The following is a 26,914-nucleotide window of genomic DNA, read 5'->3' as shown; positions in this document are numbered from 1 at the left end:
GTGTCCGCGCCGCCCTCGAGACGGATCTGGTTGCCGTAAAGCCGGCCGCGCGCCCCGATCGAGGCGACGTCGGCGCCCATCATCGGCTTGTAGCTGGGGTCGAGGTTGTGCCGCTCGGTGATGACCTGGGCGATGATCTCGCCGTCGCGCTCGACGTAGCTGCCGAGATGCGCAAAGCCCGAATTGCCGCCCAGCATCCTGCCGTCATGCAGGCACATGATGCTGCAGCCGAACGCATCGTTGACGCCGTATTCAACCTTGTAGAGCCCGTCCAACAACGTCCTGAACCTGCAAAATCAGAAATGAATTGCGGGCGACCCAGCATCGTCGCCCCAGCGAGACCACCGGCTTTTCTGCGCATTACCGCCCCGGGGACCTCCGCCCGCCATGATGCCATTATGCCCCTGTTTTGCCCGACGGGTCAAACTCCACTTCGCAAAATCCGCAGTCAATGATTTCAGGGACTTGGCTACTGTGCATGGGGTTGTTTTTCGACTTTTTATGTCCGGTCCTGTGGAAAGGGCCTTCACGCCTCAGTGGCGCTTGAAATACTGCACCTCGCGCTCGTGCTTCTCGGCGGCCGCACGGCTCTTGAAACTGCCGAGGTTACGGCGCTTGCCGGTCTTCGGATTCACCTTGCGTGAATAGAGGCGGTATTCGCCCGATGCCAGTTTGCGGATCATCATCGCGCTCCGTTTCGTCTGGATGTCAACGGCGTACGCGCGAGCCGGGTTCCGTCGAATCGTGGCTCTGTTCGTGAAGCACTGCGCGACCCGATGGCGTTCAGAAGCACAGCGTGGTCACCAGCCTGCCCTGCTTGTCCTTGATCGCATAGGGACAGCGAATGCGCTCCAGCGCCTTCTTGGCGTCCTCGTCACCGAGCGCGGCGGCGCGCTCGTAATAGGCTTTCGCCGCGTCCTTGTCCTTTGCACCGCCGCGGCCGCCTTCCGCGAAGGCGCCCATCCGCTCCAGCGCGCCGGGATGGTTTTGGGCCGCCGCCTTCTCGAACAAGGCGCGCGCCGCAACATCGTCCTTGTCGCTCCCTGAGCCTTCGGACAGCATCAGGCCGAGCTGGTACTGCGCCTCCGCGTTGGTCTCGGCGGCCTTGCCGAGCAGCGCGCGCGCCTGGGCGGGGTCGGCCGGCGCCGCGCCGCCTGCAGCGCCGAGCGCGGCAAGGTTACTGACCCCGCGGGGATTGCCGGCCTGCGCCGCCTTCTCGAACAGCTTTCGCGCTTGCACTTCGTCCTTCGCGACGCCCGAGCCGGTGGCGTAGGTAACACCGAGCTCGACCATCGCCGCACTCGATCCCTTGTCGACGGCCTTGCGCCAGGCCGCGATCGCCTCTGCCGTCTGCCGGTTGGCCGCGTAAGCGCGCCCGAGCTCGAACATCGCGCGGCGCGAAGAGTTTGCCGCCTGCTTGCAGAACTTGATCGCGGTGGCGATGTCGGCGGAAGCGATCTCCGCGACGCCCTTCACATCGGCCGGCTTGTCGGGATCGCTGGGATCGGCGGCGAGACGGTCGCACAACACGAGGTCGGCCGATTGCGCCTGCGCCGTCAGAGGTGCGGCGAGCGCAAAGAGCATGGCAAGAAGGAAAGTCCGCATGATCGTCACGTTGCGTCTGTGGCTCGGCAAATTCAAGGCTCGAGTCGGCTCACGTCTGCGATGGTGGCTCAGGCGCGATGCATCAGCTTGAGCGCTGCGGTCAGGCGCAAAGATCGCTTGCCGGCCAGCGCGGTTGCCTCCAGCACCGCCTGCTCCGCGTCGTAGCTGCCGGAGAAGCCGATGCCGACCTCGTGCCCGCCGAAGATCGGATCGTCCTTGGCCGGCGTGTGCTCCTGGTTGAGGATCTGGCCCTTCCAGCGGCCCTTCGCGGCGGTGTAGCTGCCGAGATAATAGAACGATGCATCGCCGCCGAGGATGCGGCCCTGGTTGAGCAGCATCACCCCGGTGAGCCCGCCGTCGAGGCCATCGAGCATGCGCAGGTGGATGGAGTAGAGACCGTCGCTGATACCGGCTTCGCCGATGCCGCCGGCGATCGGCACCTCCTCGTCCGTGATCGGCGTCATCAGCGACTGAAACGGCACGCCCGGCAGCTCCTTGAGCTCGCCCTTGAAGCGATAGAGATCGCCGTCGGCCCAGCCCTTCGCGATCAGGGTTGCATCGTCCGTGCCCGCCATGGCGCGGTAGCTCGGATCGGGATTATGGCGGACGGTCTTGATCACGATGTCGACGCCGCTGCCCGTCTTCTCGTAGCTGCCGATATGGGCGAAGGCCGAATTACCGCCGAGCATCTTGCCGTTGCCGACATGCATCACGCTGCGGCCGACGGCATCGCCGAGCTGAAATCTCACCTTGTAGAAGCCTTCAAACACCAGCCGTGTCCCCGGCCCTCGCTCGCATCCGGATGCACTCTATCCCGCTTTCGCCGGCGATGGACAAGTTTCGCGGCGCCGAAGTCGGCAGGCACACGGACAGTTGTCATCAAAATGCAAAAATCCGCCGGAGCCTGCGCTCCGGCGGATTGCAAGCCAACCCGGGCCAGCCCCCCAGCCCGGGCCGGGAGGATCTTAGGCCGCGGCCTTCTTGTCGGTCGGCACGGACGAGATCGTCTTCAGGATCTGCGAAGCGATCTGGTAGGGGTCGCCTTGCGAGTTCGGACGGCGGTCTTCCAGATAGCCCTTGTAGCCGTTGTTGACGAAGGAGTGCGGAACGCGGATCGAGGCGCCGCGATCGGCAACGCCGTAGCTGAACTTGTTCCACGGCGCGGTCTCGTGCTTGCCGGTCAGACGCTTGTCGTTGTCCGGGCCGTAGACGGCGATGTGATCCATCAGGTTCTTCTCGAAGGCGGCCATCAGGGCCTCGAAATACTCCTTGCCGCCGACCTCACGCATATAGGCGGTCGAGAAGTTGGCGTGCATGCCCGAGCCGTTCCAGTCGGTGTCGCCGAGCGGCTTGCAGTGGAATTCGATGTCGATGCCGTACTTCTCGGTCAGGCGCAGCATCAGGTAGCGGGCCATCCACATCTGGTCGGCAGCGGTCTTGGAGCCTTTGCCGAAGATCTGGAATTCCCACTGGCCCTTGGCGACTTCCGCGTTGATGCCTTCATGGTTGATGCCGGCGGCGAGGCAGAGGTCGAGATGCTCTTCGACGATCTTGCGGGCGACGTCGCCGACGTTCTTATAGCCGACGCCGGTGTAGTACGGGCCCTGCGGTGCCGGATAGCCGGCCTCGGGGAAGCCGAGCGGACGGCCGTCCTTGTAGAAGAAGTATTCCTGCTCGAAGCCGAACCAGGCGCCGGGGTCGTCCAGGATGGTGGCGCGCTTGTTGGACGGATGCGGGGTCTTGCCGTCGGGCATCATGACTTCGCACATCACCAGCACGCCGTTGGTGCGCGCACCGTCCGGGAACACGGCGACCGGCTTCAGCACGCAATCGGAGCTGTGGCCTTCGGCCTGCTGGGTGGAGGAGCCGTCGAAGCCCCAGAGCGGAAGCTGCTCGAGCGTCGGGAACGACGCGAATTCCTTGATCTGAGTTTTGCCGCGCAAATTCGGAGTCGGCGTATATCCGTCGAGCCAGATGTACTCGAGCTTGTACTTGGTCATTGAGCCTCTCTGTAGATGATGCGAAAGGTTGGGGGCCCGGGAGGGCCCCCGCACGTTTGTACCCGGCCATCATCGGCCGGCCCTTCCCAAGCATTTCGCGTGCCAAAAGGCCGCAGTACGGGCGGTTTTCCACCGCTTCCGGCTCCTCCTCACCGCGGACAAGCCCTCCACGGTGCCATGCGTCATAGCCGCGCACCTTGACGCGAAGCTGCGCTGCAAAAATCCCGCGGAAAACGCCCGATTCAGAAGCAGCGGACGCCACTCGGCGCGTTGCCGATGAAACGCGCATCAACGTCCGGTAACTTTCGCAAACTCCGCCACCCCTCCGCAGCAACCTTCGGAATAGCACACGCGTTGGTCAGCAGCAGCGTGCCTTGGAGGATGCAGAAGGCTATCTGCCTACAAATTGGGCGGAAACTGATTTCCTTTTCAGCACTTTCCAATCCGGGATGAGCGGCCGATATGGGGATTCCAGTAACCACAATCGAACGAGTCGGGCGCACCATGGAGGCCAAGGCGCTTCGACCAAGGAGAATCGCAATGATGAACAATGGTCTGAGTCACGGATCTGCAAAGATCTACCAATTCCCCGTCGGCGGCCGTGCGGCCCTCGCCGGACGCCGCTATGGCGAGACCCGCCTTCCCGCCGATCAGGCTTCGCTGCCCGCGAACGTCTCGATCTGCAGCGACAGCTGGTATCATCAGGATGCGGTCGACGAAGCCAAGCCCAAATGGGAACGCTGATGCCAGCTGCTGGTCTGACAGTGCCGGGCTTTCGCAAGCGGCCGGCGGCAGTTTGCAAAAGGGTCGAAACAACGGCGTTTCGGCCCTTTTTGATTCGAGGTGCGCCCCCGCCTAGATCCCGGGCTTTTCGACCACCGCGCAGGCCGTAACCGGCCGCTTCAGGTGCTTGACCGTGGCGGGCCCGGTCTTGGGAATCCTCAGCGTGACTCCCGCCCCCGAATAGCGCGCCCCCGAAACCGCCAACCGCTTGGCGAGCGTGACCGGCTGGCCATCGATCTGGACGAAAGCCCGCTTGTCGTAGTCATAAAAGCCCAGGATGAACTGCGTACCATCGGCGCAGCGGTAAGTCTGGAAGGTCTGCGCATCGACCTGCCGCGCACCGAGCATTGCGCCCGCCAGCATACTGACCGTCAAAACAATGGCCTTGTGCCGGCCCATGATCGCCCCCTGTAATAGACCGCAAGGACGCCAAACGTGCATCCGGTGGAACCATAACCCAAGCTGATCCCATGCAAGACTCCTCCCCGAAGGACTCCCCCGCCCGCCATCTCGCCCTGCAGGGTGCGAGCAATTTCCGCGACCTCGGCGGCTACCCGACAATTGATGGCCGCACCACACGCTGGCGGCACATTTTCCGCTCCAACCATCTCGGCCAGCTCACCGCGGCCGACATCGAGGTCGTCCGCGCGCTGGGCGTGCGCAGCGCGTTCGATTTCCGTGGCCTGGAGGAGCGCGCGGCCGGCATCTGCGTCGTGGACGAGATCACGGTGCATTCGCTGCCGATCGAACCGACCGTCGTAGCCGCGCTGCGCGCCGAGCTCGCGAAGGGTACGCTGACCGCGGCCGTGGCGCTCGAGCTCATGCGAGAGTCCTATCGCAATTATGTGCGCCACAACACGCACAGCTTCCGCGCGCTGTTCGGCCATCTGCTGGAAGATCACGCGCCGCTCGTGATCCACTGCACCGCCGGCAAGGACCGCACCGGCTTCGCCAGCGCGCTGATCCTGCATGCACTCGGCGTGCCGGACGAGGTCATCGCCGAGGATTATCTCTTGACCAACCGGCACTACAAGCACGACCCGTCGAACGCCTCCGATCTACCCGCCGATGTTCTCGACGCGATTGGCAGCGTCGAGGCCTCGTACCTTGCGGCCGCATTCGAAGCGGTCGACAGCGAATATGGCGATCTCGAAGCCTATTTGCGCGACGGGCTCAAGCTCGGCAGGGCAGAACGAGACGCACTGAAGGCGCGCTATCTGCAGGTGTGACCCGCGGCGGTAGCGTCAGGCCATCGGCCCGAGGGCTTTGATGATGGCGTTCTTGAGCGCCAAGGAAACTTGTTGGGTGCTCCAATCATTCTGGTGCAGCTTGTCGGGATCGCTCGGGTCGATCAATTGCTCGAACGAGACATTGTTATGCACGTGCCAGTGCCGCATCAGCGACCAACGCCGAAACAAATTCACACCTGCCTCATTGGCAGCTTCGCGGATAAGCCGGACCATCTTGCCAGCGAGCTCGGCGCGGTCATCCCAAAGCATCTTCGTCACATATTGCGGATCGATCACCAGAACCTCGAAGCCGCGAGCGCGTAATTGCGCTAGGCCCTTCCTGATGATCCCGGCAACGATCTCCACGTCATACTTATCGTTATGAAAGACCGCGTTGGTTCCGACCTGCCAAATGACCAATGCCGGATCATCACGAAAAACATCGTCCTCGAAGCGTCCGAGCTCTTCGTTTGCTTCTTCGCCGCCCTTGCCCCGGTTCAGGACGTCAATCCGGATGTGCGGCCGCGGCACCACATCCTTGAAATACTGCCGCAAATACATCTCCAGCCGATAGGGATACGGGACGACATCGGCTCGTCCGGCGGTTGACGACGAGCCGATGGCGACGATGCGCACGGGTCCCTTATCATCCAGCGCCTGTCGGAGCCGCATCAGCGGATATGTCAGGTCGACGATCGCAGCGGGAAATTCGACGATTGGCAAATTGTCAGACATGAAATGACCTCCTCAACGATCTAAAGTTGCATTTGTAGCCCAGTCTTGATGTTGCCGCCATTGCAAGCGCAATCCACCCCGCGCAATAGTCAGTGAAGTATAACGATGGAGAGCAATCGTGCAGGGGAAAGTGGTTGTCGTGACCGGCGCGTTCGGCGCGCTCGGCAGGGTCGTCGCGGAGATGGCACGGTCCCGCGGCGCGCGCGTGGCCTGTATCGATCACGCGCCTTCACAAGTGTCCGCGACTCCCGAACGCATCGAGATCGGCGGTGTCGATCTGTCCGACCCAGCGCAAGCGAAAGCGGCTGTCGATGCGGCCGCGAAACATTTCGGCCGGCTCGACGCACTGATCAACATCGCCGGCGGCTTCGCCTTCGAGACCGTCGGAGACGGCGACATCGCGACGTGGCAGCGCATGCATGCGCTGAACGTGCTGACCGCGCTCAACGCCTCGCGCGCGGCGCTGCCGCACCTCGCCGAGTCCACGGCCGGTCGCATCGTCAATATCGGCGCCATGGGCGCGCTTCAGGCCGGCAACGGGATGGGCCCCTATGCGGCATCGAAAGCCGGCGTGCATCGCCTGACCGAGGCCCTCGCAAGTGAGTGGAAGGGCAAGGTCACCGTCAATGCGGTGCTGCCCTCGATCATCGACACCAAGGCCAACCGCGCCGACATGCCGAAAGCCGACTTCTCCAAATGGGTGACGCCACACGAACTCGCCGAAGTCATCCTGTTCCTCGCCAGCGATGCCGCGAGCGGCGTCACGGGCGCCCTGATTCCGGTCGGTGGACGGGTGTGATCGCGTTCCGATCGAAACGTTAGAGGCATCGGCTCCGATTCAATCGGGGCCGAGAACGCTCTAGACTGTCTGCAACTGATTCTCCGATCGGACGTCCCTTGGAAACCGCGCTTTACCTGCCCGTCAAACGCTTCCTCGAAGAGCTCGGCTTCACGGTCAAGGGCGAGATCGGCGGCTGCGATCTTGTCGGCCTCAGCGCCGGCGATCCACCCGTCGTGGTGATCGGCGAGCTCAAGCTTGCCTTTAATCTCGAGCTGATCCTGCAGGCAGTCGATCGCGCGCCGGCCGGCGACGAGGTCTGGATCGCAGCGAAGATGTCCGCGCGCGGCAAGGGGCGCGAGTGCGACGCGCGCTATCGCAATCTCTGCCGTCGGCTCGGCTTCGGCATGCTTGGCGTGACCGATCGCGGCCAGGTCGAAGTGCTGGTGAAGCCGCCGACCGCGGCGCCGCGCCGCGAGCCGAAGGTGCGCTCGCGTCTCGTCGCCGAGCATCAGCGCCGCCAGGGCGATCCCGTGCTCGGCGGGAGCACCCGCGCCCCGATCATGACGGCCTATCGCCAGCAGGCGTTGTCCTGCGCGGCGGCGCTTGCCGATGGGTCGAAGCCGGTGCGCGAGCTGCGCGCTCACTGCCCCGATGCCGGCAAGATCTTGCTTAACAATGTGTATGGCTGGTTCGAACGCACTGAGCGGGGAATCTACCGGCTGACCGAAGCCGGACACGCGGCCCTGAAGCGCTGGCCCCAGCAACGGGTGGAGGTCGGCGCAGGTGCTGCGTCACCGCTGTGACACCAGAGCGGTGCATAGCTGAGATGCCACACCGATTTCATATTGCAATGCAACATTGGCGGCACTAGGTATCCCGGCATCAAAATGAGGCCGTTATGAGCGCAGACTGGAATACCAAATATGGCACGCGGCGCGTCCGCCACGATCCCCCGACCCTGGACGAGGCGATCTTCGCCGCTGTCGGCATCACTGACGACCAGGCGCAGCAGGCTGAGATCGCCGCAGCCTTGATGGGGATGCCGCTCGACGTCGTCCAGGCCGAGGTGAAAAAGCAAGCCCGCACCAACAGCCGCATCACGGCCACGCGCGTGATCGCCGGCGAACAGGGCGCGCAGCGCTCCGTCGTGGTCGAACGCCGCGTCGTCCGCCGCTTCGGCGCCGCCACGCGCAGCTGAGCATTCGTTTCATCGCATCGAACACGAAAGCGGACCGGCCTTGCCGGTCCGCTTTGTGATTCCTGACCGCAATTTCCGGGCTATGCGGCGCGATTGCCGTACATGCTCGAGATCAGCTTCCAACACGTGCTGTTGAAGCTGAGGAGCGCGCGCCCGGCCGTGAACGGCGAGGCCGCGAGATCGGCAAGCTCGGCCTCGGGCGTCTTCTTGGCGAGGTCGATCGTGCCGGTCGATTCACCGTGGCGGAAAGCCAGATGGGCCCCGAACTTCCTGGCGAGCGCCCGCATCGCATGATTGTCCGCGCCCGTCGTGATGCGCAGCTGCTTGTAGCCCTTCCAGCGCGCCTCTGCGATCAGGCGGCGGAACAGCACGGTGCCGACGCCCTGGCGGCGCGCGGAGGCTTCCACGCTGAAGGCGACCTCCGGCAAGGAACCGTCCTCCGGCGGGTGCAGCTCGGCCGCGCCGCGCACCACGCCATCGACGATATAGGCAACGATCACGGTGCCGTCCTCGGCGCAGCGGGCGGCGTAGCGCTCGATGAAGCTGTCGTCGAGAAAGCCGTTGAAACGGTCATGCCGGCTGCCGGCATCAAGCCTTAGCAGGTGATCGCGCAGGAGCGGCAATTCTTCCTGCTGGATCAAGGTCCGTACATAGCCGGGAATGGTACGGACGGTGTCTTCAAGTACCACGTCAGAACTCCTCTTGGTGTTCCCTCGAGGAGGCGTTCGAATCCCTAGGCCCCCTATATTGTGCATCGCACCATGATTTTCAAGACGGAGACCTGCCCAAGTTTCGGGCACCGGCGCGACTAATTCGTGAATAAAATCAAAGTCCGGTAGTTTCACAGGACCAGCTGGGTCTGGGTCACCACCGCGACCAATTTGCCGTCCTCGGTTTCCAGTCTGGTGGTCCAGACCTGGGTCCGCCGGCCCCTGTGCACCGGGGTGGCGGTGGCGATGAGCCTGGCCCCCTCCTTCGCCCCGCCGATGAAATTGGTCTTACTCTCCAGCGTCGTCGTACCCTTGGCGTCCTCGGGCAGATTGATCACGGTCGCCGCCGCGCCGACGGAATCGGCCAGCGCCATCACAGCCCCGCCGTGGATGGTGTGGTGAAGCGTGCAGAGGTCCGGCCGGACCGTCATCCGCGCCACCACGCGGTCCTTCTCCGCCTCGACAAACTCGACGCCCTTGAGCTCGGCGAACGGCATCTTCATCGCTTTAAGTTTCTCGAGCGGCGTCATCGGAACTGCTCCCAATTGGTTGTTGTCTCAGCGTGAATTGCCGCGCGGGGCGAAGCAATGACGTCCCAGGTAATCATCCCGGATATCTGAGAATCGTCCTTCCTCACGTCACCGCATTCACGACCTGGTACTCCGGCCGGCGCCAAATCTCATCAGCAATCACCTCTTCGATGATCTCGGCCGCACGGATGATCTCGTCCTCTCCGACATAAAGCGGCGTGAGGCCGAACCGCATGATGTCGGGCGCGCGGAAATCGCCGATGACGCCGCGGGCGATCAGGGCCTGCATCGCGGCATAGCCGTCGGCGAACGCGAAGGAGACTTGCGACCCGCGCCGCTCATGCTCGCGCGGGGTCACCAGCTCGAGTTGCGGACAACGGCGCTCGACTTCACTGATCAGGAGATCACCCAGCGCCAGCGAACGCGCGCGAACCTCCGCGATGTCGACCTGGTCCCAGATATCGAGCGAGGCCTCCAACGCCGCCATGGCGAGCACCGGCGGCGTGCCGACGCGCATGCGTTCGACCCCACCCGCGGCCGCATAGCCAAGCTCGAACGCAAACGGTTTTGCGTGGCCCATCCATCCCGACAGAGCGGCGCGCGCGCCGTCGGCATGGCGCGGCGCGACATAGAGGAAGGCCGGCGCGCCGGGGCCGGCGTTGAGATATTTGTAGGTGCACCCCGCGGCGAAATCGGCACCGCTCCCGGCGAGATCGACCGGCAGCGCGCCGGCGGAATGGGCGAGATCCCAGACCGTGACGATGCCGAGCGCATGCGCTTTCGCGGTGAGCCTTGCCATGTCGTGGCGGCGGCCGGTGCGGTAGTCGACCTCGGTAAGGTAGAGGACGGCGATCTCCTCGGATAATGCGCCCTCGATCTCCTCCGGTGCCACCAGGCGCAATTGATGGCCGCGTCCGAGCGTCGCGATCAAACCTTCGGCCATGTAGAGGTCGGTCGGGAAGTTGCCGGTATCCGACAGGACGATCCTGCGGGACGGGGTCATGTCGAGCGCGGCGGCGAGCGCCTGATACACCTTCAGGGACAGCGTGTCTCCGACCATCACCGAGCCGGCCTCCGCACCGATCAACCGCGCGATGCGATCGCCGACATGGCGCGGTTGGACATACCAGCCGGCGGTATTCCAGGCGCGGATCAGCTCGTTGCCCCACTCCGCGGTGATCACGCGGTTAACACGCTCGGCAACGCCCAGCGGCAGCGCCCCAAGCGAATTGCCGTCGAGATAGATCACGCCGTCAGGCAAATGGAACAACGCTCTGGTATCGTCGTAGACGCGAAGCCGGGCCATGGACATCCCTACAAAATCGTACGCACGCGCCAGAGCTCGGGAAACAGTTCGACCTCGAGCATGCGCTTCAGATAACTGACGCCGCCAGTGCCGCCCGTACCACGCTTGAAGCCGATGACGCGCTCGACCGTGGTGACATGGTTGAAGCGCCAGCGCCGAAAATAGTCCTCGAAATCGACCAGCTTCTCGGCGAGTTCGTAGAGCATCCAGTGCGTCTCCGGCGCCTCGTAGACGATACGCCAGGCCTGCAGCACGCCTTCGTTGAAGCTGTGGGTCTCGCGAACGTCGCGCGCCAGCACCGCCGCAGGCATCTTGAGCCCGTTGCGGTCGGCGAGCCGCAGCACCTCGTCATAGAGGCTTGGCGTCGCGAGCTCGGCTTCGAGCAGCCTGATTGTCTCTGCATCGTGCGCGTGCGGCTTCAGCATGGCGTGATTGCGGTTGCCGAGCAGAAATTCGATCAGCCGATATTGCCGCGACTGAAAGCCCGAGGATTGTCCGAGCTGCGAGCGGAAGCGGGTATACTCGCTAGGCGTCATGGTGCGCAGCACGTCCCAGGCGCCGTTGAGCTGCTCGAAGATGCGCGACATCCGCGCCAGCATCTTCATCGCGGGCTGCACCTCATCCCGTGAGATCGCACGGCGCGCGGCGCTGAGCTCGTGGATGGCGAGCCGCATCCACAGTTCCGTGGTCTGATGCTGGATGATGAACAGCATCTCGTCATGCGCCTCCGACAGCGGATGTTGCGCACCGAGGATCGCGTCCAGCGCGAGATAATCACCGTAGGACATGCGCCGGGCGAAATCGGTCTCGGCACCTTCGCTTGTGGGATCGTAATCGCTGGACGTCATGGCTGGCCCTCTCGATCGATCGTTCCCTGGCCTCATTCATCGAGGCCGATCAGGCGCGCGGTGATCTGTGACGACGGATCCTTGAGCCCGTCGATCACTGTGAAATGGTTGAGGCCGGGCTCGACGACGAGGTGCGTCGGCACGTCGAAGCCGGTCCAGATATTGGCCATCAGATCGGACTGGCGGATGAATTCGGGCCGCTCGCTGCCGCCGACCCAGGCCGTTACGGGCGAATGCCCCCGTGGCAGATGCAGTGCGGCGCTTTCCAGCGTCGCCTCCTCCATCGTCATGCGCAGCGTCTCGTTCATCCCAGTCTTCAGAAGCGGACGTAAGTCGTGCAGGCCGCTGATCGAGAGCGTACCGGCAACGCGGGTGTAAACGGCGGACTCGAGCCGGCTGTCGTTGCACAGCATGCGCGTGACGAGATGGCCGCCGGCAGAATGGCCTGCGAGCCGGATCGGTCCCGAGACGAGCGATGCCGCTTTGGCGATCGCGGCGGTGATTTCCGCAGTGATATCGGAGATGCGGGCTGCCGGTGCCAGCGTGTAGCTCGGCAGCGCCACCGTCCAGCCATGATGCCGCGCACCTTCGGCGAGATCGGTCCAGGTCGACTTGTCGAAACGCATCCAGTAGCCGCCATGGACGAAAACGACGAGACCCTTGCTGTCGCCGTCAGGCAGGATCAGATCGAGCTTCTGGCGCTCGCCGCCGCCGTAGGCGATGTCGGGGCGAAACTCCTTCAGCCCGGCGCGGTAGGCCGCCGCCCGCTCCGCCCACAGCGCCGGCATCTTGTCCGAGCCCGGGATGTGGGCCGAATTGGCGTAAGCGTCATCCCAATCGCGCATCGTTGCTCCCGAGGACTCGTCCGACGAACCGAACGCCAGTCTGCCACCGGTCGGGACGGCATCCTAGTCTTTCTTTTAAGCTTAAAGGAATTAGGAAGCCGGTGGATTGGGCGCTGGCCGCTCCGAACGAGACGCCGTAGGGTGGGCAAAGCGGAGCGTGCCTACCAATTCATTCGAGTGAGGATAACGTGGGCATGGCGCAAGAGCGCCTTTGCCCACCCTCCGATATCTCGCAATGACGGGGGAGAGGCCTACGCCTTCTCCACGCCGCACCATTCCGCGATGAACAGCGCCATCGTCTTGGTCGCCTTCTTCAATGACTCCAGGTCGACGAACTCGTTGAAGCCGTGCATCTCGCCTCCGCTGGCACCAAAACAGAGACTCGGGATGCCGTGGTTGAGGCCGTAGAAGCGCGTATCGGTCAGTGCCGTGAAGACGAGATCCTCTGGCGTGCCGCCATAGACTCTGTTGAAGGCCTTCCCGAACGCCGCCTCGGGCTCCGCGGCATTGGTCAGCTCATAGCCTTCCGAGAGGAAGCCGGACCACTCGACCTGCGGCGGATTGTTGGCGAGGAAGCGGTGGTTGCGCGAAGCGGCGGCGACGCAAGCCATGATCTCCTTCTGGTGATCGGCGATCGACCAGCCCGGCAACACTGCAATCCGGCAGTCGACGTCGCACCAGGCCGGCACGCTCGAGGCCCAGTCGCCGCCCTTGATTACGCCGGCGTTGAAGTTGACGGGATGATCGAGCGTCTTGAAGTGACGGTCGGTCTTGGCCCGCTCGTTCCATTCGATCTCGAGCTTTTGCAGCGCCTCGATCAAATGATACGCCGCCATGATCGCGTTCGCGCCGGAGCCTGCGAAGGCAACGTGGGTCGGGTGCCCCTTCACGCGGAGGCGGAACCAGATCACGCCGACCTGGGAGCGCACCATCTTGCCGCCGGTCGGCTCCGGAATGAAGCAGGCGTCCGCGCGATAGCCGCGTTGCAGCGTCGAGAGTGCGCCGACACCGGTGCTCTCCTCCTCGATCACCGATTGGAAATGGATCCGCGCCGTCGGCCTGAAGCCCGCAGCCTTGATCGCGTCCAGCGCATAGAGCGCACCGATCGTTCCGGACTTCATGTCGCAGGCACCGCGGCCGAACATCTTGCCGTCCTTGATGACCGCCGCGTATGGCGGCGTATCCCACAATTCCAGCGGACCGGCCGGCACCACATCGCAGTGTCCCTGCAGGATCAGCGACTTGCCGCCATTGGTTCGCGGACGGTAAGTTCCCACCACGGATCGCGCCTTCGAAAAGTCGTGCTCGATCGGACCGAAGCCGCGCAGATCCTTCAAATCATCGACATCGATGTGCCAGTCGTCGACCTCGTAGCTGCGTTCGCGCAGGAGATCGCCGATCATGTCCTGGCACGGTCCCTCCGCCCCGCGGGTCGAAGGGATCGCGACGAAATCGCAGGTGGTTGCAAGCTGAGCCTCGAAGCCGCTGTCGACGGCGTCAAGAATCCTCTGCTGCGTTTCGGCATTCATTCGGGCGACTCCAGACATTCCAATGGTCCCATGGAGCGCGCAAACTAGCCGATTTCAGCCGTTCGGGTACTCTAGAAAATATGCATCCCGCAATGCATCTTCGAGCAGCCGGCCTTCGGAATAGCCGTTCAGCGTCGCAGGCCGGCTCACACCCTGGAGCAGGCGCGGGCAAGGTTCGGGGGCGCCGAGCACGGTGCGGACCGGAATGCGTTCCGCATAGATCGGCAACGCGTAGTCCTCGTCGTCGTCGGCGACACCCTTGGCGCGGATCTTGGCCGAGGCTTCCTCGATTTCCATTGCGATGAAGGACGTCGCCTTGATTTCCTGCGTCGTGCTCTGTCGCAGGCCGGCGGTGCGATCCGGGAAGAAGCGATCGACCATCGCGATCACCGCCCGCTCCTTCTCATCAGGGTCGGTGACGAGATAGGCCGTGCCGAACGCCATCACGGCGCGGTAGTCGGCGGAATGGTTGAAGCCGCAGCGCGCCAGCACGAGGCTGTCGAGATGGGCGACGGTCAGGCAGACGCGCTCGCCCTTGCTCTGGTTGCGCAGCATGCGGCTGGCGCTCGATCCGTGCCAGTAGAGCCTGGTGCCCTCGCGCCAGAAGAAGGTCGGCGTGCAATAGGGCTGGCCGTCGATCACGTAGGAGACGTGGCACAGCATCGAGGAATCCAGGATGCGATGAACCGTGTCGTGATCATAGAAGCCGCGGTCGTGCCGGCGCTTCACCTGGTTGCGTGCCGATGTCGGATAGGAATTCGAGGTCTCGGTCTGGCTCACGGCCGCTCCTGCTCGGATGGAAGAAATCCGGAAGCAGTTGTAGCGGCGCATTTGGTCTGCGATAGTTCCAATTCCATGCAAAAAATTCCGACCAATTCGCCCTCCAGAGCCAAGCCCGAGCTTCCGCTCGACCTCACCGGCCCTCACGTCACGGCCGGCGCTTCCGCCGCGCACCGGCTCTATCAGGCGCTGTGCGAGATGATCGTCTCCGGTCTGGTCAGGCCGGGCGAGCCGCTGCCGCCGACGCGGATGCTGGCCAGGCAGACCGGCTTCCGCCGCAATGCGGTCGTCACCGCCTATGAGCGCCTGATCGCCGACGGCTTTGCCGACGCAACGGTCGGCTCCGGGACGTTCGTCGCGGCGCGTATCCCCAAACGCGCCGCCGAGCCGAACAAGCCGAAAGTCGTTCTCGAAGCTCCAAGGCAAGGCGCGTTTGCCCTTGGCTGCACCCATATCGACGAACGCGCCGTGCAGCGCTTTCGCGCTTTCGTCGGCCGCCGCATGCGCGCATTCGGATCCGAGCACCTGCATTATGGCGACCCTCGGGGCAGCCGCGAGCTGCGTGTGGCGATCGCCGACCATCTGTTGTCGGCGCGGGGCCTGCGTTGCGACCCCGACCAGATCATGCTGACCTCGGGCACTCTGCACGCGCTGCGCATCGTGCTGAGCGCGATCCTGAGATCCAGCGACCAGGTCTGGTGCGAGGACCCGGGCTATCCCGCCGTGCAAAAGACCATCGCCCATTGCGGTTATCGCACCGTGCCTGTCCCGGTGGACGAACACGGGATGCGCGTCGCCAAAGGCCGCATCGCAGCGCCGTCCGCGCGCGCGGCCTACGTCACACCGTCGCACCAGTTTCCGCTTGGCGTACAGATGTCGATGCCGCGACGGCTCGAGCTTCTGGACTGGGCGAAACAGGCCGGCGCATTCGTGCTCGAGGACGACTACGACAGCGAGTTCCGCTATGACGGCGCGCCGCTGATGTCGCTCGCCGGCATCGATCGCCTCCAGCGCGTGATCTACCTCGGCACCTTTGCCAAGACGCTGTTTCCGGGCCTGCGCATCGGGTATTGCGCCCTGCCCGAACGTCTGATCGCGGACGTGACGGCGGCGCGCGCGGCGCTCGACCGCTTTCCCGGCACGCTGATGGAGGGCGCGGTGGCGGACATGCTCAATTCCGGCGCCTTCGCCGCGAACCTGAAGCGCGTGCGGAAACTCTATCGCGAAGCCCGCGACGTGCTCGCCGAGACGCTGGAAGTCGCATCCGGTGGCGCGCTTTCGGTGCCGGTGCCATCACAAGGCCTGCATCTTGTCGCCCGGTTCGATCCTGCCGTCGATCCGGCGGTGGCGGCGCATGCTAAGCAAGCGGCCGGCGCCGAAGGCTGGCTATTGGCGGACACTTATTCGCGCGGGCGTCCCCTGCCCGGCTACGTACTGGGATTTTCCGGGCATCCGATGCCACAGCTCGTGGCCTCTGCCGAACGTCTGGCAAGGGAAGCGCGCGCAGCCTTGGGCGCCGGGGGAAACCGGCCCGCCGGGCGTGACGAAGCTTCACTATCAGAATCGCCCGCCGCTCCCTAGATTGCGGCATCGATCCGAGACCTCACATCATGCTCCTGCGCCATGCGACCTGCCTCTCGCTGCTGATCTCCATCGCACTTGCCTCGACGGCACGCGCCGCCACCATCGGACGCGAGCAGGACATCGGCGATCTCAAGCTCGGCCAGCGCGTGCTCGTGGATGACGGAACCTGCCCCGCCGGCCAGGTCAGGGAAGTGCGCGGTGCGAAGATGACCGACAAGGGAGTCTCGCGCACGAGTTCCTGCGTGCCGCGGCACGGACCGAAAACGAAGTGAGGATCTGGGAAGCTATTTCGTCGGATCGAACATGCACTGCAAGGTCGGTTTGGCGATCTTGGTGAAGGTCGGGCCGATCTCGCTGTGCTTGGAGGCCGGCACCCAATCGGTTTCGATGGTGGGCACGCCGGTCTCGCTGATGCCGCGCAGCAGCGCTTCGCGCAGATCGCGATCCTCGACGGCTGCGGCGGCGTGATCGTGCAGGCAGCCGCAGACCTCCTCCGGATGCTCCCAGCGCCCGAGCATGCGCGGCGCACACTGGCGCACGAATTCGCCACGGGGATCGGGTAGCCTGGACGGTGAGCGGACCTGCGCCTGAACGGAGCTGATCGTCAGAAGGGACACGAACGCTGCGGCGCAGAGACGAAGCAACATGATGGCTTTGCCGGCTGTTTTATTGTGTGCGGTCAGAAGCGCGCGGCGACCATGATCGGCTGAGCGGCCGGAACCGCGACGGGCGAGCCGCTGTACTGGAAGGTGCCGACACCAGGGAGATTGCCGTCAGGCGCGCCCGCCAATGAGGAGCCGGCAAGCACGAAACCGAAAGCAAGGATGAAGCTGAGCGCGCGCATGATCTGAGTCCCAATTCGGTGGCCGGCGGTGCGCCGTCGTCGTTATGAGCCTGATAACCATGGGCGGTTTCGCGCGTGATGCGCGAAAAGCTGAAAATGGTTTCGTCTTCGTGAGAATTGTTTCGTCCCAGCATGGCGACGAAACAATTCTCGGAAAATGCCAGTTATTTCAGACAGGTCTCGCGGCAGCCGAAGTCGCCTGCCAAGTTCCGGCGCCGGCCCGGACATCCGCCCTGCGCTGGCGTCGTCATGTGGCCGCCGCGCGCGCTTCACATGCATTTTACGTTTTTCTGTTGAAAGGACGGCAAAAGAAGGCTGGATCCTGTCGAACCGGAATTGGTTCAACAACGACCCAAGCCATCGAAACCGAGACGCCCGGATCACCGGGCGCATTCACGTGAGGGATGGCCATGATGGCGGGAAATCGCGCAACGCCGCGCGATGAAAATCCACCGACGGACCGCGGAGATCAACCAGTCATTCGGGGCAGCGCCGGCGCAATGGCGCTGCAATCGAGGCGCGGCCTCGAGGCGGCGCCGCAGACGTTCGTGCGACTGACCGGATCGCGCCTTGCGACGCCGCGCGATCGCCACCTGGTGAACACGAGCGCGTCGCAGGAGTGAACGCGGAGCGCCTCACTGCGTGAAGAACTCGCCGCACTTCTGGACGCTTGCGTCTGCCGCTCCCCACGGCATGATCGGCACGGTCGAGGTTGAGTTCTTGGGCGAGCCTTCGATCAGCTTGTCCGAATAGACCATGTAGACCAGCACGTTGCGCTTGGCATCGCAGCCGCGCACGATCTGCATCTTCTTGAAGAACAGCGACCGGCGCTGGCGGAACATGTCGTCGCCCTGCTCCATCTTGTGCTTGAACTTGATCGGACCGACCTGGCGGCAGGCCAGCGAGATATCTGAGACCTCCTCGGCAAGGCCGAGCCAGCCCTTGAAGCCGCCCTTCTCCGGCACCGTGAAATGACAGGCGACGCCCTCGACCTCGGGATCGTCGAGACCATAGGTCGCGAGCTTATCGTTCGGGCTCATCCATTTGAACACGGTGGAGCGGCGGAAGATCAGATCGGGCTCGTCGGCCGCGGATGCCGATGCCATAGGCGCGGTTAGAGCCAAGAGGATTAAAGCGAGGCCTTTCAGACGGATGCTGGAAAGACCGGGGAAACGAGATGACATGAAGTTCTCCGGTAACAAGTCCCCGCAATGTAGGAACGCAAGCGGCGGTCAGGAAGGCGGCGACGGAGCGGACGCGGCCGTCGTTTACCGCTCCGTGAGGCTTTTTTGCTACGCCCTGAACAAAAGTAGCTGATGGCAGAACCGCGCTGCCGGTGAACGCGTATCCCCTTTGCGAGACTAACGTCTGATTTGGATTATGGATTCGAAGATGAACAGCATGAACGGGTGGGGTTCTTCTGCCAGGCCGGCACGGCTGTGGCAGGTCGCCATTTTGACGGCGGCGGGTGCGATCGGCGCGACCAGCGAGGCAAACGCAGCATTTTATTACTGGACGGACTATTCCGACGGGTCCTACTACGCCCGGCAGGATCGGTTTCCCGAAATACCGCGCCAGAAGCCGCAAAAGCGCGGCGCCGCGAGCAAGAAGGACGTCATCGTCGAGAAGGAAGCGGGCACCAAGCCGCAAGGGCCGCTTGTCATCGTCGTCTCGATCGAGCGGCAGAAGGTGACGGTCTACGACAAAACCGGCGTGTTCGCCGAATCACCGGTGTCGACTGGCATGAAGGGCCACTCGACGCCGATGGGCGTGTTCAGCATCATCCAGAAGCACAAATTCCACCATTCCAACATCTATAGCGGCGCGCCGATGCCGTACATGCAGCGGATCACCTGGTCCGGCGTCGCGATGCATGCCGGCGTGCTGCCGGGCTATCCGGCCTCGCATGGCTGCATCCGCATGCCCATGGCGTTCGCGACGAAGATGTGGAACTGGACCAAGATGGGCGCACGCGTGATCGTGGCACCCGGCCAAGTGTCGCCGCAGAGCTTCTCCCATCCCATGCTCGCCTCCATGCGCGTGCCGCCGCAGCCCGCCGCGAGCCTCGCGCCGCAGACCAATGTCGCTGACAAGGCCGACACGGGCGCGGCCGAAGCCAAGCCGGTCGAGACCAAGACGGCCAGCGCCGACAGCGTGCTCGAGCTGCGCACCTCGGTCGGCCATGCCGTGTTGTCGGACGTGACCACCGGCCATGCGGCGGCGCGCGAGGAGGCCGCGGCGACGGCCGACGAGGTCAAGACGGCCGACGCAGTCAAGCCTGCGGCCGAAGACACCGCCAAGCCGGCGAACGAGAACAAGCCCGCCGACAAGATCGAGCCGGTCAAAACGGAAGCCGCGAAGGCACCCGATGCGCCGGCGCTCGCCACCGCACCCGATGCAAGGAAGGACGAGGGCCTCGTCACCGATCCTGCGCCGGCGGCAAAGCCGGACGTGCCCAAGCGGGTCGGCCAGGTTGCCGTCTTCATCAGCCGCAAGGATTCCAAGCTCTATGTGCGGCAGAATTTTGCGCCGCTGTTCGAGGTGCCCGTCACGATCGCGGCGAGCGACCGGCCGCTAGGCACGCATGTCTTCACTGCCGAACTCGACAAGGCCAATGCCAACACGCTGCGCTGGTCGGTGGTGTCGCTGCCCGTGTCCGCCCGTTCCGCGGCGCGCGAGGACGACAGCCGCGTAGCGCGTCGCCAACGCGGCGCAGCTTTGATCCCCATCGCCGCAAAACCGGTGGTGACGCCGGATAGCCCGGCTGAAGCCCTCGATCGCATCTCGGTCCCTGCCGACACCCTGGCGAAGATCAACGAGATGCTGACGTCAGGCGGCTCGATCATCGTCTCCGACCAGGGCATCAACCAGGGCGAGACCGGCGAAGGCACCGACTTCATCGTCCGCCTGTACTAGCTCGCTCGCAGGACCGATAACGCTGTGTTGACGCGCGAGGTCGCAGTTGCGGAGTAATCTGTCCTCGGATCATCTCGGGGGGCGCCGTCATGATGAATCGCAGAACCGCGCTGAGCGTCACTCTTGCGGGCGCGTTTGCGCCTGTCACGCGCGCCCTCGCTGATGGCGCCATGAGCCGGATCTCGGCCTACGCCTTCTCCTTCCCCGCATTGTCAGGCGACGACATCCGCCTCGCAGCGTTCACCGGCAAACCGTTGCTGGTGGTGAATACGGCCTCGCTCTGTGGCTACACGCCGCAATATGCCGGCCTGCAGGAAATCTGGAGCGAGTTTCGCGGGCGCGGACTCACCGTGATCGGCGTGCCCTCCAACGATTTCGGCAGCCAGGAGCCCGGCGGCAGCAGCGAGATCACGCAGACCGCACATCACCAATATGGTGTTACCTTCCCGATCACGGCCAAGGCGGCGGTGCTCGGTGCGAGGGCGCATCCCTTCTACAAGTGGGCCGCCGAGGCCCGACCGAAGGAAGTTCCGCGCTGGAACTTCCACAAGTACCTGATCGGCCGCGACGGCTATATTGCCGAGGTGTTTCCCTCCGCCGTGGAGCCGGCCGACACGCGGATCAAGACCGCCATTGCCAGGGCCCTGGCCGACACGTGACGCAGGTGCACGCCATGCGGCTGGGCACAATTGCGACGTGCGGTCAAACAGCCGTTGCAATGGCGATGGCCCACCATCTAGGCTAGGATTGTTTTGGGCAGGACGGTTTTTGCCGCAGGCGAAAAGCCACGGCGGAACAACGGGATCAATCTCGAGGACAACACCATGCGCGTGGCGGCAGGACTGATTCTAGCAGCGGCGATGTCGGTTGCGATGACCGGCGCCGCATGGTCGCAGACGCCGGCCGCGAAGCCCGCGGCCGCACCGCAAGCCGCGCCGGCGGCAACACCGGCGGCTGCGACGTCCCCTGCAGCTCCAGCGCCCGCAGCAGCGGCCGCGGCGCCAGCGGGCTTCGTCAATCCGCCCCCGCCGAAACAGGCGCCGCAGCCGGCCCGCGCGGCCTGCAACACGCCGGGCGCCCTCGGCGTCGCCCGCACCGTCGAGATCGACACCACGGGCGGTCCCGGCTTCGGCTTCGAGCATTTCAAGGAACTCGACTTCCTGCGCGACCACGAGGTGGTGCTGACCTTCGACGACGGCCCCTGGCCGCGCAACACGCCCGCGGTGCTCAAGGCCCTCGCGGACGAATGCACCACCGGAATCTTCTTCATCATCGGCAAGCATGCGACCTATGAGCCGGAGATCCTGAAGCAGGTCTACGCCGCTGGCCACACCGTCGGCGCCCACACCTGGTCGCACGCCAACCTCAACAACAAGAAGCTCAACGAAGCGCAGCGCAAGGAAGAGATCGAGAAGGGCTTTGCGGCGGTGAAGTGGGCGCTGGGCGGCATCTCGCCCGCGCCGTTCTTCCGCTTCCCGGCGCTGCAGCATCCGCCGGAGATGGTCACCTATCTCGGCAACCGCAATGTCGGGATCTTCTCCTGCGACATCGACTCGTTCGACTTCAAGGCCTCCAAGCCCGAGAAGGTGGTCGAGACCGTGATGAAGAAGCTCGACACCAAGGGCAAGGGCATCGTCCTGATGCACGACTTCCAGAAGCACACCGCGGAGGCCCTACCCGAGCTGCTCAAGCGGCTGAAGGCCGGCGGCTACAAGGTGGTGGCGATGCGTGCCAAGTTCCCGGCCTCGACCCTGCCGGAACACGACCAGCAGCTGCTCAAGGACATCAAGCTGCCGACGGTGAGCCAGCGCCCGGTCAATTCGGTGGTGACCACCGTCTCCGAATAGCAGGCCATTGTCTTTCCGCTTCGAAGGCTACGTCATCGTCTCGGCGGACGGCATGCTGGCCGACGCGGGCCGCGTCATGCCCGGCAGCCTGAAGTTCGAAGGCGACAAACGGTTCTTCGAGCAGGCGCTCGATCGCGCCGCGCTGATCGTGCACGGCCGCAACTCGCACGAGCAGCAGCCGAATTCGGCCAAGCGCAAGCGGCTGATCCTGACCCGCAAGATCAGGGACCTCACCGTCGATCCGGAGATGCCGAACGCGACGCTGTGGAATCCGGCCCATGCCAGCTTCGAGGAGGCCTGCGCCTTCGCCGACGTCGCCTCCGGCATGGTCGCGGTCATCGGCGGCCCGGTCGTGTTCGACCTGTTCATGGATCGCTACGACACGTTCTGGCTCTCGGAGGCTCCGCATGTGCGGCTGCCCGGCGGCGAGGGCTGCTTCGTCGGTGTGCCCCAGCGAACGCCTCACGAGGTGCTGGCTGCGCACGGGATGAAGCCGGGTGCGCCGTACCTTCTCGACGCCGCGCATGAGGTGACCGTGACACCGTGGCGGCGAAAATAGCTCACGATCATGGTGCAAATCGCCGCCAGTCCGCTGTGAGCCGCCGAAGCCAGCCGCCCGCTTTCAGGGAATCGCCGCGGCCCGCGCCCGTCGTCGCGCACGCTCCTGCATCCCCGGTTGCAGACAGAGAGAGCCGTACCGAATGGCGAGGGTGCGGCGGAGTCAAGACGTTCTCATCCCGAGCCTGTTTAAGGCGCCGTGAACCGGCGAAGCCAAAGCTCCTTCCCACACGAGCAAAAAATTAGAACTTCTCTGTTATGCAGATCGCATATGCGACTTCATTCCGCTCTCTGGCGATAGCCCGGCCTCTCATTAAGGACAAAGAGACCATGCGTTCGATTTTTGCCTCCCTCTCCTGCCGCAAGTTTCTCGGCGCCATCGCCGTCCTGGTGTCACTGACCTTCCTGTCAGCGATGTCGCCGTCATCGGCGTACGCCATCGACCTGCCGACCGACGACGAGCAGGACGTGCTGGTTCGCACGACGCTGATGACCTTCAACGACGCCAACATGACCGGGAACTACTCGGTCCTGCTTGCCAAGGGCTCGAAGCAGTTCCAAGAACAAATGACGGCCGAGAAGCTGGCGGCCGCGTTCGAATCCTTCCGCAGCAAGAAGTTGTTCTTCGAGGGGATCGTCACCGACGACTACGAATCACAGCAGAAGGCCAAGCTCGATTCGGAAGGTGCGCTTGTTCTCGCCGGCGAGTTCAAGAACGACGATGTCCGGGTCAAGTACAAGCTGCGTTTTGCGCAAAGCGACAATGCCTGGAAGGTCATCGGCATCGACGTCGATGCCAAGAAACTCTGACGAGACGCCGAGACGGGAAATCCTGAGCCGGCGGTCCGGCGCGGCTGCCAAGAGGAGGTTGCTTCGATGTCGACAAGCAATACTCGATCGACGCCAAAACCTTTTTGGCGCCGTGGCCTCGCCGGCTTTCTCGACTTCCTGACGGTGTTCTTCGTCGGCGGCTATTCCGTCGGCGCCGCTACCGGCGAGACAACGAAGGACGGTTTCAGCCTGCACGGCGCGTCCGCTCTTGTGCTGTTTGCCCTGATCACCCTGTACTTCTATCTTGGCTGGAAGGTGCTGGGTGGCACGCTCTGGCAGCGCATCCTCGGCGCGCGTTAGAAGCGGCGGTCATACCCTGCCCTAGACGTCGCCGTAGGCCGCCTCGGCCGGGCGGGTGGTGCGGCCGTAGCCGATGATCATGCAGAGCGCGCCGATGATCGAGAGGTTCTTGAGCGCGTCGACCAGCATCTTGGCGTTGTCGGGGGCCGGCTGATTCCAGAAATCGTAGAACAGGACGGTGGCGACCGCGACGTAGACGATCAGCAGCATCGCGAAGAAACGCGCGCCGAAATTCAGCGCGATCATCAGGCCTGCGATGATCTCGAGCCCGCCGATCGCGATCGCCAAGAGCTGCGGCATGGTCATGGCGGTCGCCGTCTCGACCTGCTTGGCGTAAGGCGCGATGACGTCGGGCACCACGAGCTTGGTGGCGATGAAGTCGGCGGTGGCCTGGATGGCAAAAAGCTTGGTCGCGCCCGTGTAGATGAACAGCACGGCGAACAGGATTCGCCCGAAAGTCACGAACGCTGGCATGATCGGCCTCTTGGCAAGCTCAGAGCGCGGAACGCTTGAAGGGATTATGGAGAGTCGTGCGCCGGTTTACAAACGGGGAAATGGCGAACTGCTTTGAAAAGCTTGAGATCAAAAGGCTCGGATGGTGCGCCCCTGGCCCCGTTCTTGCGGGGAGAGGGTTGGGGTGAGGGGCTGCTTCCGCAATCACGGTGAGAGTCGGACTCGCGGAGAGTCCCCCTCACCCGGAATTTGCTCTCGCAAATTCCGGCCTCCCCCCGCACGCGGGGAGAGGCGAAGGCAGCGTCGCAAACCGCCTTACGTGAACAACGTCGGCTGCTGGCGCGAGGCGCGTTCCTGCGCTTCCACCACAGCGACCGCGGTCATGTTGAGGATGCCGCGTGCCGTCACCGAGGGGGTGAGGATATGAGCGGGCCGCGCCGGGCCGACCAGGATGGGGCCGACGGGCAGCGCGTCCGCCAGCGACTTGATCATCTGATAGGCGACGTTGGCGGTATCCAGGGTCGGCATGATGAGGATGTTGGCCTCGCCCTCTAGCTTGGAATGCGGCAGCACCATCCTTCGCGCAGCTGCGGAGAGTGCGGTGTCGCCCTGCATTTCGCCGTCGGCCTCGATCTCCGGATGCTTGTCTTTCAGAAGCTGGGTCGCCAGCCGCATCTTGCGCGAGGAATCGGTGTCGTAGCTGCCGAAATCCGAATGCGAGACAAAGGCGATTTTCGGCTTGATGGTGAAGCGCTGGACGTGGACCGCGGCGAGCGATGCGATCTCGGCGAGCTCTTCCGCGCTCGGATTGGGCCGCACCTGTGTGTCGGCGATGAAGAAGGCGCCCTTGCTGGTGATCAATAGCGCCAGCGCCGCGTAGTCGCTGATCCCCGGCGAGAAGCCGACGATCTCGCGGACATGGCGCAGATGGCTCATGTAGCGGCCCTCGACGCCGCAGAGCATCGCGTCCGCCTCACCGCGCGTCACCGCAAGCGCCGCGATCACCGTGTTGTTGGTGCGCACCACGGTGCGCGCCGCATCCGGCGTCACGCCGCGGCGACCGGCGACCTCGACATAGGACTGCACGTAGGAACGGTAGCGCGGATCGTCCTCGGGGTTGACCAGGTCGAAATCCTTGCCGGCGCGGATCGAGAGGCCGAAGCGCTTGATGCGCGCCTCCACGACCGACGGACGGCCGACCAGGATCGGCCGTGCCAGCTTTTCCTCCAGCACGACTTGCGTGGCGCGCAGCACGCGCTCATCCTCGCCTTCGGCATAGATCACGCGCACCGGCTGGGTCTTGGCCTTGGCGAACATCGGCTTCATGACGAGGCCGGAGCGGAAGGCGAAGCGCTCGAGCAGCGCCCTGTATTCGTCGAAATTGGTGATGGGACGCGTTGCGACGCCCGATTCCATCGCCGCCTTCGCCACGGCCGGCGCGATGCGGAGAATCAACCTGGGATCAAAGGGGCTCGGGATCAGCGAGCCCGGACCGAAGCCCTGCGTCTCGCCGGTGTCGAAACCTTGCGCAACCGCATCCGACGGCGCCTCGCGCGCGAGCTGAGCGATGGCTTCGACGGCGGCGTGCTTCATCTCCTCGTTGATCGCGGTGGCGCCGACATCGAGCGCGCCGCGGAAGATGAAGGGAAAGCAGAGGACGTTGTTGACCTGGTTCGGGTAGTCGGAACGGCCGGTGCAGATCATGGCGTCGGGGCGCGCCTTGCGCGCCTCTTCCGGCATGATTTCCGGCACCGGATTGGCGAGCGCCATGATCAAAGGCTTGTCGCCCATCGCCTTGGCCATATCAGGCTTGAGCACGCCCGGCGCCGAGAGCCCGATGAAGATGTCGGCGCCGCCGATGACCTCGGCAAGCGTGCGCTTGTCGGTCTTCTGCGCATACACCGCCTTCCAGCGGTCCATCGAGGTGTTGCGGCCCTCGTGCACGAGGCCGTCGATGTCGCAGACCCAGATGTTCTTGCGCTGCGCGCCCATCGAGACCAGGAGATTGAGTGTCGCGATCGCGGCGGCCCCTGCTCCCGACGCCACGATCTTGACGTCGGACAGCTTCTTGCCGTTCAGCCTGAGGCCATTGACGATGGCGGCGGCGACGATGATCGCAGTGCCGTGCTGGTCGTCGTGGAAGACCGGGATCTTCATGCGCTCCTTCAGGCGCGCTTCGATCTCGAAGCATTCCGGTCCGCGGATGTCCTCCAGATTGATGCCGCCGAAGGTCGGCTCCAGCGCGGCCACGGTCTCGACCACGCGGTCGATGGTGTCGGCGGCGATCTCGATGTCGAACACGTCGATGCCGGCGAATTTCTTGAACAGGACCGCCTTGCCTTCCATCACCGGCTTGGAGGCCAGCGGGCCGATATTGCCGAGGCCGAGCACCGCGGTGCCGTTGGAGACCACGGCAACCAGATTGGCGCGCGTGGTGAGCGTGGCCGCCTCGGCCGGGTTCTTGGCGATCTCGGTGCAGGCCGCGGCGACCCCCGGCGAATAGGCCAGCGCGAGGTCGCGCTGGTTGGCAAGCGGCTTGCTTGCCTGGATCTCGAGCTTTCCAGGGCGCGGCAGACGGTGGTAGGCGAGCGCCGCCTGGTGGAGATCATCAGAATAGGACGACATGCGGTGTCTCGCCTCGCGTTACCGGCCTCAAAAATGCAGGATCCGGAGCGACGGCCGAAGCGGACCGCATTTCCGGG

The 26,914-nt window shown here is 64.2% G+C and carries 33 protein-coding genes and 1 pseudogene; 15 read left to right on the top strand and 19 right to left on the bottom strand.

Going from position 1 to position 26,914, the window contains the following annotated elements; all coding sequences use genetic code 11:
- The 5 genes and pseudogenes from HZZ16_RS04355 to HZZ16_RS04335 all read right to left on the bottom strand — a co-directional run.
- Positions 1-278: pseudogene (locus tag HZZ16_RS04355) on the bottom strand (GrlR family regulatory protein); the annotation flags it as partial.
- A gap of 255 nt (positions 279-533) precedes the next feature.
- Entirely contained in the window at positions 534-683 is a 150-nt protein-coding gene (locus HZZ16_RS04350) for a hypothetical protein (RefSeq protein ID WP_197947241.1), read from the bottom strand.
- A 100-nt stretch (positions 684-783) separates the two neighbouring features.
- Positions 784-1,605 carry a tetratricopeptide repeat protein gene (locus tag HZZ16_RS04345; RefSeq protein WP_197947240.1) on the bottom strand — a complete coding sequence of 274 codons (822 nt, stop codon included), beginning with the start codon at positions 1,603-1,605 and terminating at the stop codon, positions 784-786.
- A 68-nt stretch (positions 1,606-1,673) separates the two neighbouring features.
- Entirely contained in the window at positions 1,674-2,375 is a 702-nt protein-coding gene (locus tag HZZ16_RS04340) for a GrlR family regulatory protein (RefSeq protein WP_197947239.1), read from the bottom strand.
- Between the two features lie 195 nt (positions 2,376-2,570).
- Positions 2,571-3,605 (bottom strand): glutamine synthetase beta-grasp domain-containing protein, encoded by a 1,035-nt coding sequence (locus tag HZZ16_RS04335; RefSeq protein WP_197947238.1) that lies wholly within the window; start codon positions 3,603-3,605, stop codon positions 2,571-2,573.
- A 540-nt stretch (positions 3,606-4,145) separates the two neighbouring features.
- Here HZZ16_RS04335 and HZZ16_RS04330 point away from each other — a divergent pair.
- Positions 4,146-4,349: a DUF2735 domain-containing protein gene (locus HZZ16_RS04330; RefSeq protein WP_036022780.1), complete on the top strand. Its 204-nt coding sequence runs from the start codon at positions 4,146-4,148 to the stop codon at positions 4,347-4,349.
- A gap of 111 nt (positions 4,350-4,460) precedes the next feature.
- On the opposite strand, the gene HZZ16_RS04325 is transcribed toward HZZ16_RS04330, so the two are convergent.
- Positions 4,461-4,787 (bottom strand): MliC family protein, encoded by a 327-nt coding sequence (locus tag HZZ16_RS04325; RefSeq protein WP_197947237.1) that lies wholly within the window; start codon positions 4,785-4,787, stop codon positions 4,461-4,463.
- Positions 4,788-4,858: 71 nt separating this feature from the next.
- Here HZZ16_RS04325 and HZZ16_RS04320 point away from each other — a divergent pair, with 71 nt between their 5' ends.
- Positions 4,859-5,617 (top strand): tyrosine-protein phosphatase, encoded by a 759-nt coding sequence (locus HZZ16_RS04320; protein ID WP_197947236.1) that lies wholly within the window; start codon positions 4,859-4,861, stop codon positions 5,615-5,617.
- 15 nt (positions 5,618-5,632) lie between these two features.
- Here HZZ16_RS04320 and HZZ16_RS04315 read toward each other — a convergent pair whose 3' ends face one another.
- Complete coding sequence (locus HZZ16_RS04315) at positions 5,633-6,352, bottom strand: SGNH/GDSL hydrolase family protein (RefSeq protein ID WP_197947235.1); 720 nt, start codon at positions 6,350-6,352, stop codon at positions 5,633-5,635.
- A gap of 118 nt (positions 6,353-6,470) precedes the next feature.
- Here HZZ16_RS04315 and HZZ16_RS04310 point away from each other — a divergent pair, with 118 nt between their 5' ends.
- From HZZ16_RS04310 to HZZ16_RS04300, 3 genes are all read left to right on the top strand, one after another.
- Positions 6,471-7,151: an SDR family oxidoreductase gene (locus tag HZZ16_RS04310; RefSeq protein WP_197947234.1), complete on the top strand. Its 681-nt coding sequence runs from the start codon at positions 6,471-6,473 to the stop codon at positions 7,149-7,151.
- Positions 7,152-7,249: 98 nt separating this feature from the next.
- Positions 7,250-7,936 carry a DUF2161 domain-containing phosphodiesterase gene (locus HZZ16_RS04305; protein WP_197947233.1) on the top strand — a complete coding sequence of 229 codons (687 nt, stop codon included), beginning with the start codon at positions 7,250-7,252 and terminating at the stop codon, positions 7,934-7,936.
- A 95-nt stretch (positions 7,937-8,031) separates the two neighbouring features.
- Positions 8,032-8,331 (top strand): hypothetical protein, encoded by a 300-nt coding sequence (locus tag HZZ16_RS04300; RefSeq protein WP_197947232.1) that lies wholly within the window; start codon positions 8,032-8,034, stop codon positions 8,329-8,331.
- A gap of 80 nt (positions 8,332-8,411) precedes the next feature.
- On the opposite strand, the gene HZZ16_RS04295 is transcribed toward HZZ16_RS04300, so the two are convergent.
- The 7 genes from HZZ16_RS04295 to HZZ16_RS04265 form a co-directional block, all read right to left on the bottom strand.
- Positions 8,412-9,020 carry a GNAT family N-acetyltransferase gene (locus tag HZZ16_RS04295; RefSeq protein WP_197947231.1) on the bottom strand — a complete coding sequence of 203 codons (609 nt, stop codon included), beginning with the start codon at positions 9,018-9,020 and terminating at the stop codon, positions 8,412-8,414.
- Positions 9,021-9,172: 152 nt separating this feature from the next.
- Positions 9,173-9,571, bottom strand: a complete 399-nt coding sequence (locus HZZ16_RS04290; protein WP_197947230.1) for a PaaI family thioesterase — start codon at positions 9,569-9,571, stop codon at positions 9,173-9,175.
- A gap of 103 nt (positions 9,572-9,674) precedes the next feature.
- Complete coding sequence (gene kynU / locus HZZ16_RS04285) at positions 9,675-10,877, bottom strand: kynureninase (RefSeq protein ID WP_197947229.1); 1,203 nt, start codon at positions 10,875-10,877, stop codon at positions 9,675-9,677.
- 8 nt (positions 10,878-10,885) lie between these two features.
- The gene (gene kynA / locus HZZ16_RS04280; RefSeq protein WP_197947228.1) at positions 10,886-11,725 is read right to left on the bottom strand and encodes a tryptophan 2,3-dioxygenase; all 840 of its coding nucleotides are present in this window, start codon (positions 11,723-11,725) and stop codon (positions 10,886-10,888) included.
- A 32-nt stretch (positions 11,726-11,757) separates the two neighbouring features.
- The gene (locus HZZ16_RS04275) at positions 11,758-12,570 is read right to left on the bottom strand and encodes a hormone-sensitive lipase (RefSeq protein WP_197947227.1); all 813 of its coding nucleotides are present in this window, start codon (positions 12,568-12,570) and stop codon (positions 11,758-11,760) included.
- A 251-nt stretch (positions 12,571-12,821) separates the two neighbouring features.
- Positions 12,822-14,099, bottom strand: coding sequence for an ArgE/DapE family deacylase (locus tag HZZ16_RS04270; RefSeq protein ID WP_197947226.1), 1,278 nt, complete (start codon positions 14,097-14,099; stop codon positions 12,822-12,824).
- Between the two features lie 54 nt (positions 14,100-14,153).
- Positions 14,154-14,879: a pyridoxamine 5'-phosphate oxidase family protein gene (locus HZZ16_RS04265; RefSeq protein ID WP_197947225.1), complete on the bottom strand. Its 726-nt coding sequence runs from the start codon at positions 14,877-14,879 to the stop codon at positions 14,154-14,156.
- Between the two features lie 75 nt (positions 14,880-14,954).
- Between HZZ16_RS04265 and pdxR the strand changes: the two genes are divergently transcribed.
- Together pdxR and HZZ16_RS04255 are read left to right on the top strand one after the other, a co-directional pair.
- Positions 14,955-16,460: a MocR-like pyridoxine biosynthesis transcription factor PdxR gene (pdxR, locus tag HZZ16_RS04260; RefSeq protein ID WP_246509941.1), complete on the top strand. Its 1,506-nt coding sequence runs from the start codon at positions 14,955-14,957 to the stop codon at positions 16,458-16,460.
- Positions 16,461-16,489: 29 nt separating this feature from the next.
- Positions 16,490-16,735, top strand: a complete 246-nt coding sequence (locus HZZ16_RS04255; RefSeq protein WP_197947224.1) for a DUF6719 family protein — start codon at positions 16,490-16,492, stop codon at positions 16,733-16,735.
- A gap of 12 nt (positions 16,736-16,747) precedes the next feature.
- Here the strand turns inward: HZZ16_RS04255 and HZZ16_RS04250 are convergent, their stop codons facing one another.
- Complete coding sequence (locus tag HZZ16_RS04250) at positions 16,748-17,110, bottom strand: hypothetical protein (RefSeq protein ID WP_197947223.1); 363 nt, start codon at positions 17,108-17,110, stop codon at positions 16,748-16,750.
- Positions 17,111-17,142: 32 nt separating this feature from the next.
- The gene (locus tag HZZ16_RS04245; RefSeq protein ID WP_167361658.1) at positions 17,143-17,307 is read right to left on the bottom strand and encodes a hypothetical protein; all 165 of its coding nucleotides are present in this window, start codon (positions 17,305-17,307) and stop codon (positions 17,143-17,145) included.
- A 59-nt stretch (positions 17,308-17,366) separates the two neighbouring features.
- Between HZZ16_RS04245 and HZZ16_RS04240 the strand changes: the two genes are divergently transcribed.
- Together HZZ16_RS04240 and HZZ16_RS37855 are read left to right on the top strand one after the other, a co-directional pair.
- Positions 17,367-17,708 (top strand): hypothetical protein, encoded by a 342-nt coding sequence (locus HZZ16_RS04240; RefSeq protein WP_197947222.1) that lies wholly within the window; start codon positions 17,367-17,369, stop codon positions 17,706-17,708.
- 99 nt (positions 17,709-17,807) lie between these two features.
- Positions 17,808-17,930 carry a hypothetical protein gene (locus HZZ16_RS37855; RefSeq protein ID WP_283815746.1) on the top strand — a complete coding sequence of 41 codons (123 nt, stop codon included), beginning with the start codon at positions 17,808-17,810 and terminating at the stop codon, positions 17,928-17,930.
- Between the two features lie 12 nt (positions 17,931-17,942).
- On the opposite strand, the gene HZZ16_RS04230 is transcribed toward HZZ16_RS37855, so the two are convergent.
- A complete protein-coding gene (locus HZZ16_RS04230) occupies positions 17,943-18,491 on the bottom strand; it encodes a CreA family protein (RefSeq protein ID WP_197947221.1) in 549 nt (182 codons plus the stop codon).
- A gap of 208 nt (positions 18,492-18,699) precedes the next feature.
- Here HZZ16_RS04230 and HZZ16_RS04225 point away from each other — a divergent pair, with 208 nt between their 5' ends.
- The 6 genes from HZZ16_RS04225 to HZZ16_RS04200 all read left to right on the top strand — a co-directional run bounded on the left by HZZ16_RS04225 (position 18,700) and on the right by HZZ16_RS04200 (position 23,759).
- Positions 18,700-20,223, top strand: coding sequence for a L,D-transpeptidase (locus HZZ16_RS04225; protein ID WP_197947220.1), 1,524 nt, complete (start codon positions 18,700-18,702; stop codon positions 20,221-20,223).
- An 89-nt stretch (positions 20,224-20,312) separates the two neighbouring features.
- Positions 20,313-20,882, top strand: coding sequence for a glutathione peroxidase (locus tag HZZ16_RS04220; protein ID WP_197947219.1), 570 nt, complete (start codon positions 20,313-20,315; stop codon positions 20,880-20,882).
- Between the two features lie 165 nt (positions 20,883-21,047).
- A complete protein-coding gene (locus HZZ16_RS04215) occupies positions 21,048-22,070 on the top strand; it encodes a polysaccharide deacetylase family protein (RefSeq protein WP_197947218.1) in 1,023 nt (340 codons plus the stop codon).
- Between the two features lie 7 nt (positions 22,071-22,077).
- Positions 22,078-22,629, top strand: a complete 552-nt coding sequence (locus tag HZZ16_RS04210; RefSeq protein WP_197947217.1) for a dihydrofolate reductase family protein — start codon at positions 22,078-22,080, stop codon at positions 22,627-22,629.
- A 329-nt stretch (positions 22,630-22,958) separates the two neighbouring features.
- Positions 22,959-23,438, top strand: a complete 480-nt coding sequence (locus HZZ16_RS04205) for a hypothetical protein (protein WP_197947216.1) — start codon at positions 22,959-22,961, stop codon at positions 23,436-23,438.
- Between the two features lie 66 nt (positions 23,439-23,504).
- Complete coding sequence (locus HZZ16_RS04200; protein ID WP_197947215.1) at positions 23,505-23,759, top strand: hypothetical protein; 255 nt, start codon at positions 23,505-23,507, stop codon at positions 23,757-23,759.
- Positions 23,760-23,780: 21 nt separating this feature from the next.
- On the opposite strand, the gene HZZ16_RS04195 is transcribed toward HZZ16_RS04200, so the two are convergent.
- Together HZZ16_RS04195 and HZZ16_RS04190 are read right to left on the bottom strand one after the other, a co-directional pair.
- Complete coding sequence (locus HZZ16_RS04195) at positions 23,781-24,233, bottom strand: DoxX family membrane protein (RefSeq protein ID WP_197947214.1); 453 nt, start codon at positions 24,231-24,233, stop codon at positions 23,781-23,783.
- Between the two features lie 294 nt (positions 24,234-24,527).
- A complete protein-coding gene (locus HZZ16_RS04190; RefSeq protein WP_197947213.1) occupies positions 24,528-26,837 on the bottom strand; it encodes an NADP-dependent malic enzyme in 2,310 nt (769 codons plus the stop codon).
- Between the last annotated feature and the right edge of the window lie 77 nt (positions 26,838-26,914).

The sequence above is a fragment of the Bradyrhizobium glycinis genome (assembly GCF_016031655.1).
Classification (GTDB): domain Bacteria; phylum Pseudomonadota; class Alphaproteobacteria; order Rhizobiales; family Xanthobacteraceae; genus Bradyrhizobium; species Bradyrhizobium glycinis.
This window is presented reverse-complemented; position numbering and strand designations above follow the sequence as displayed.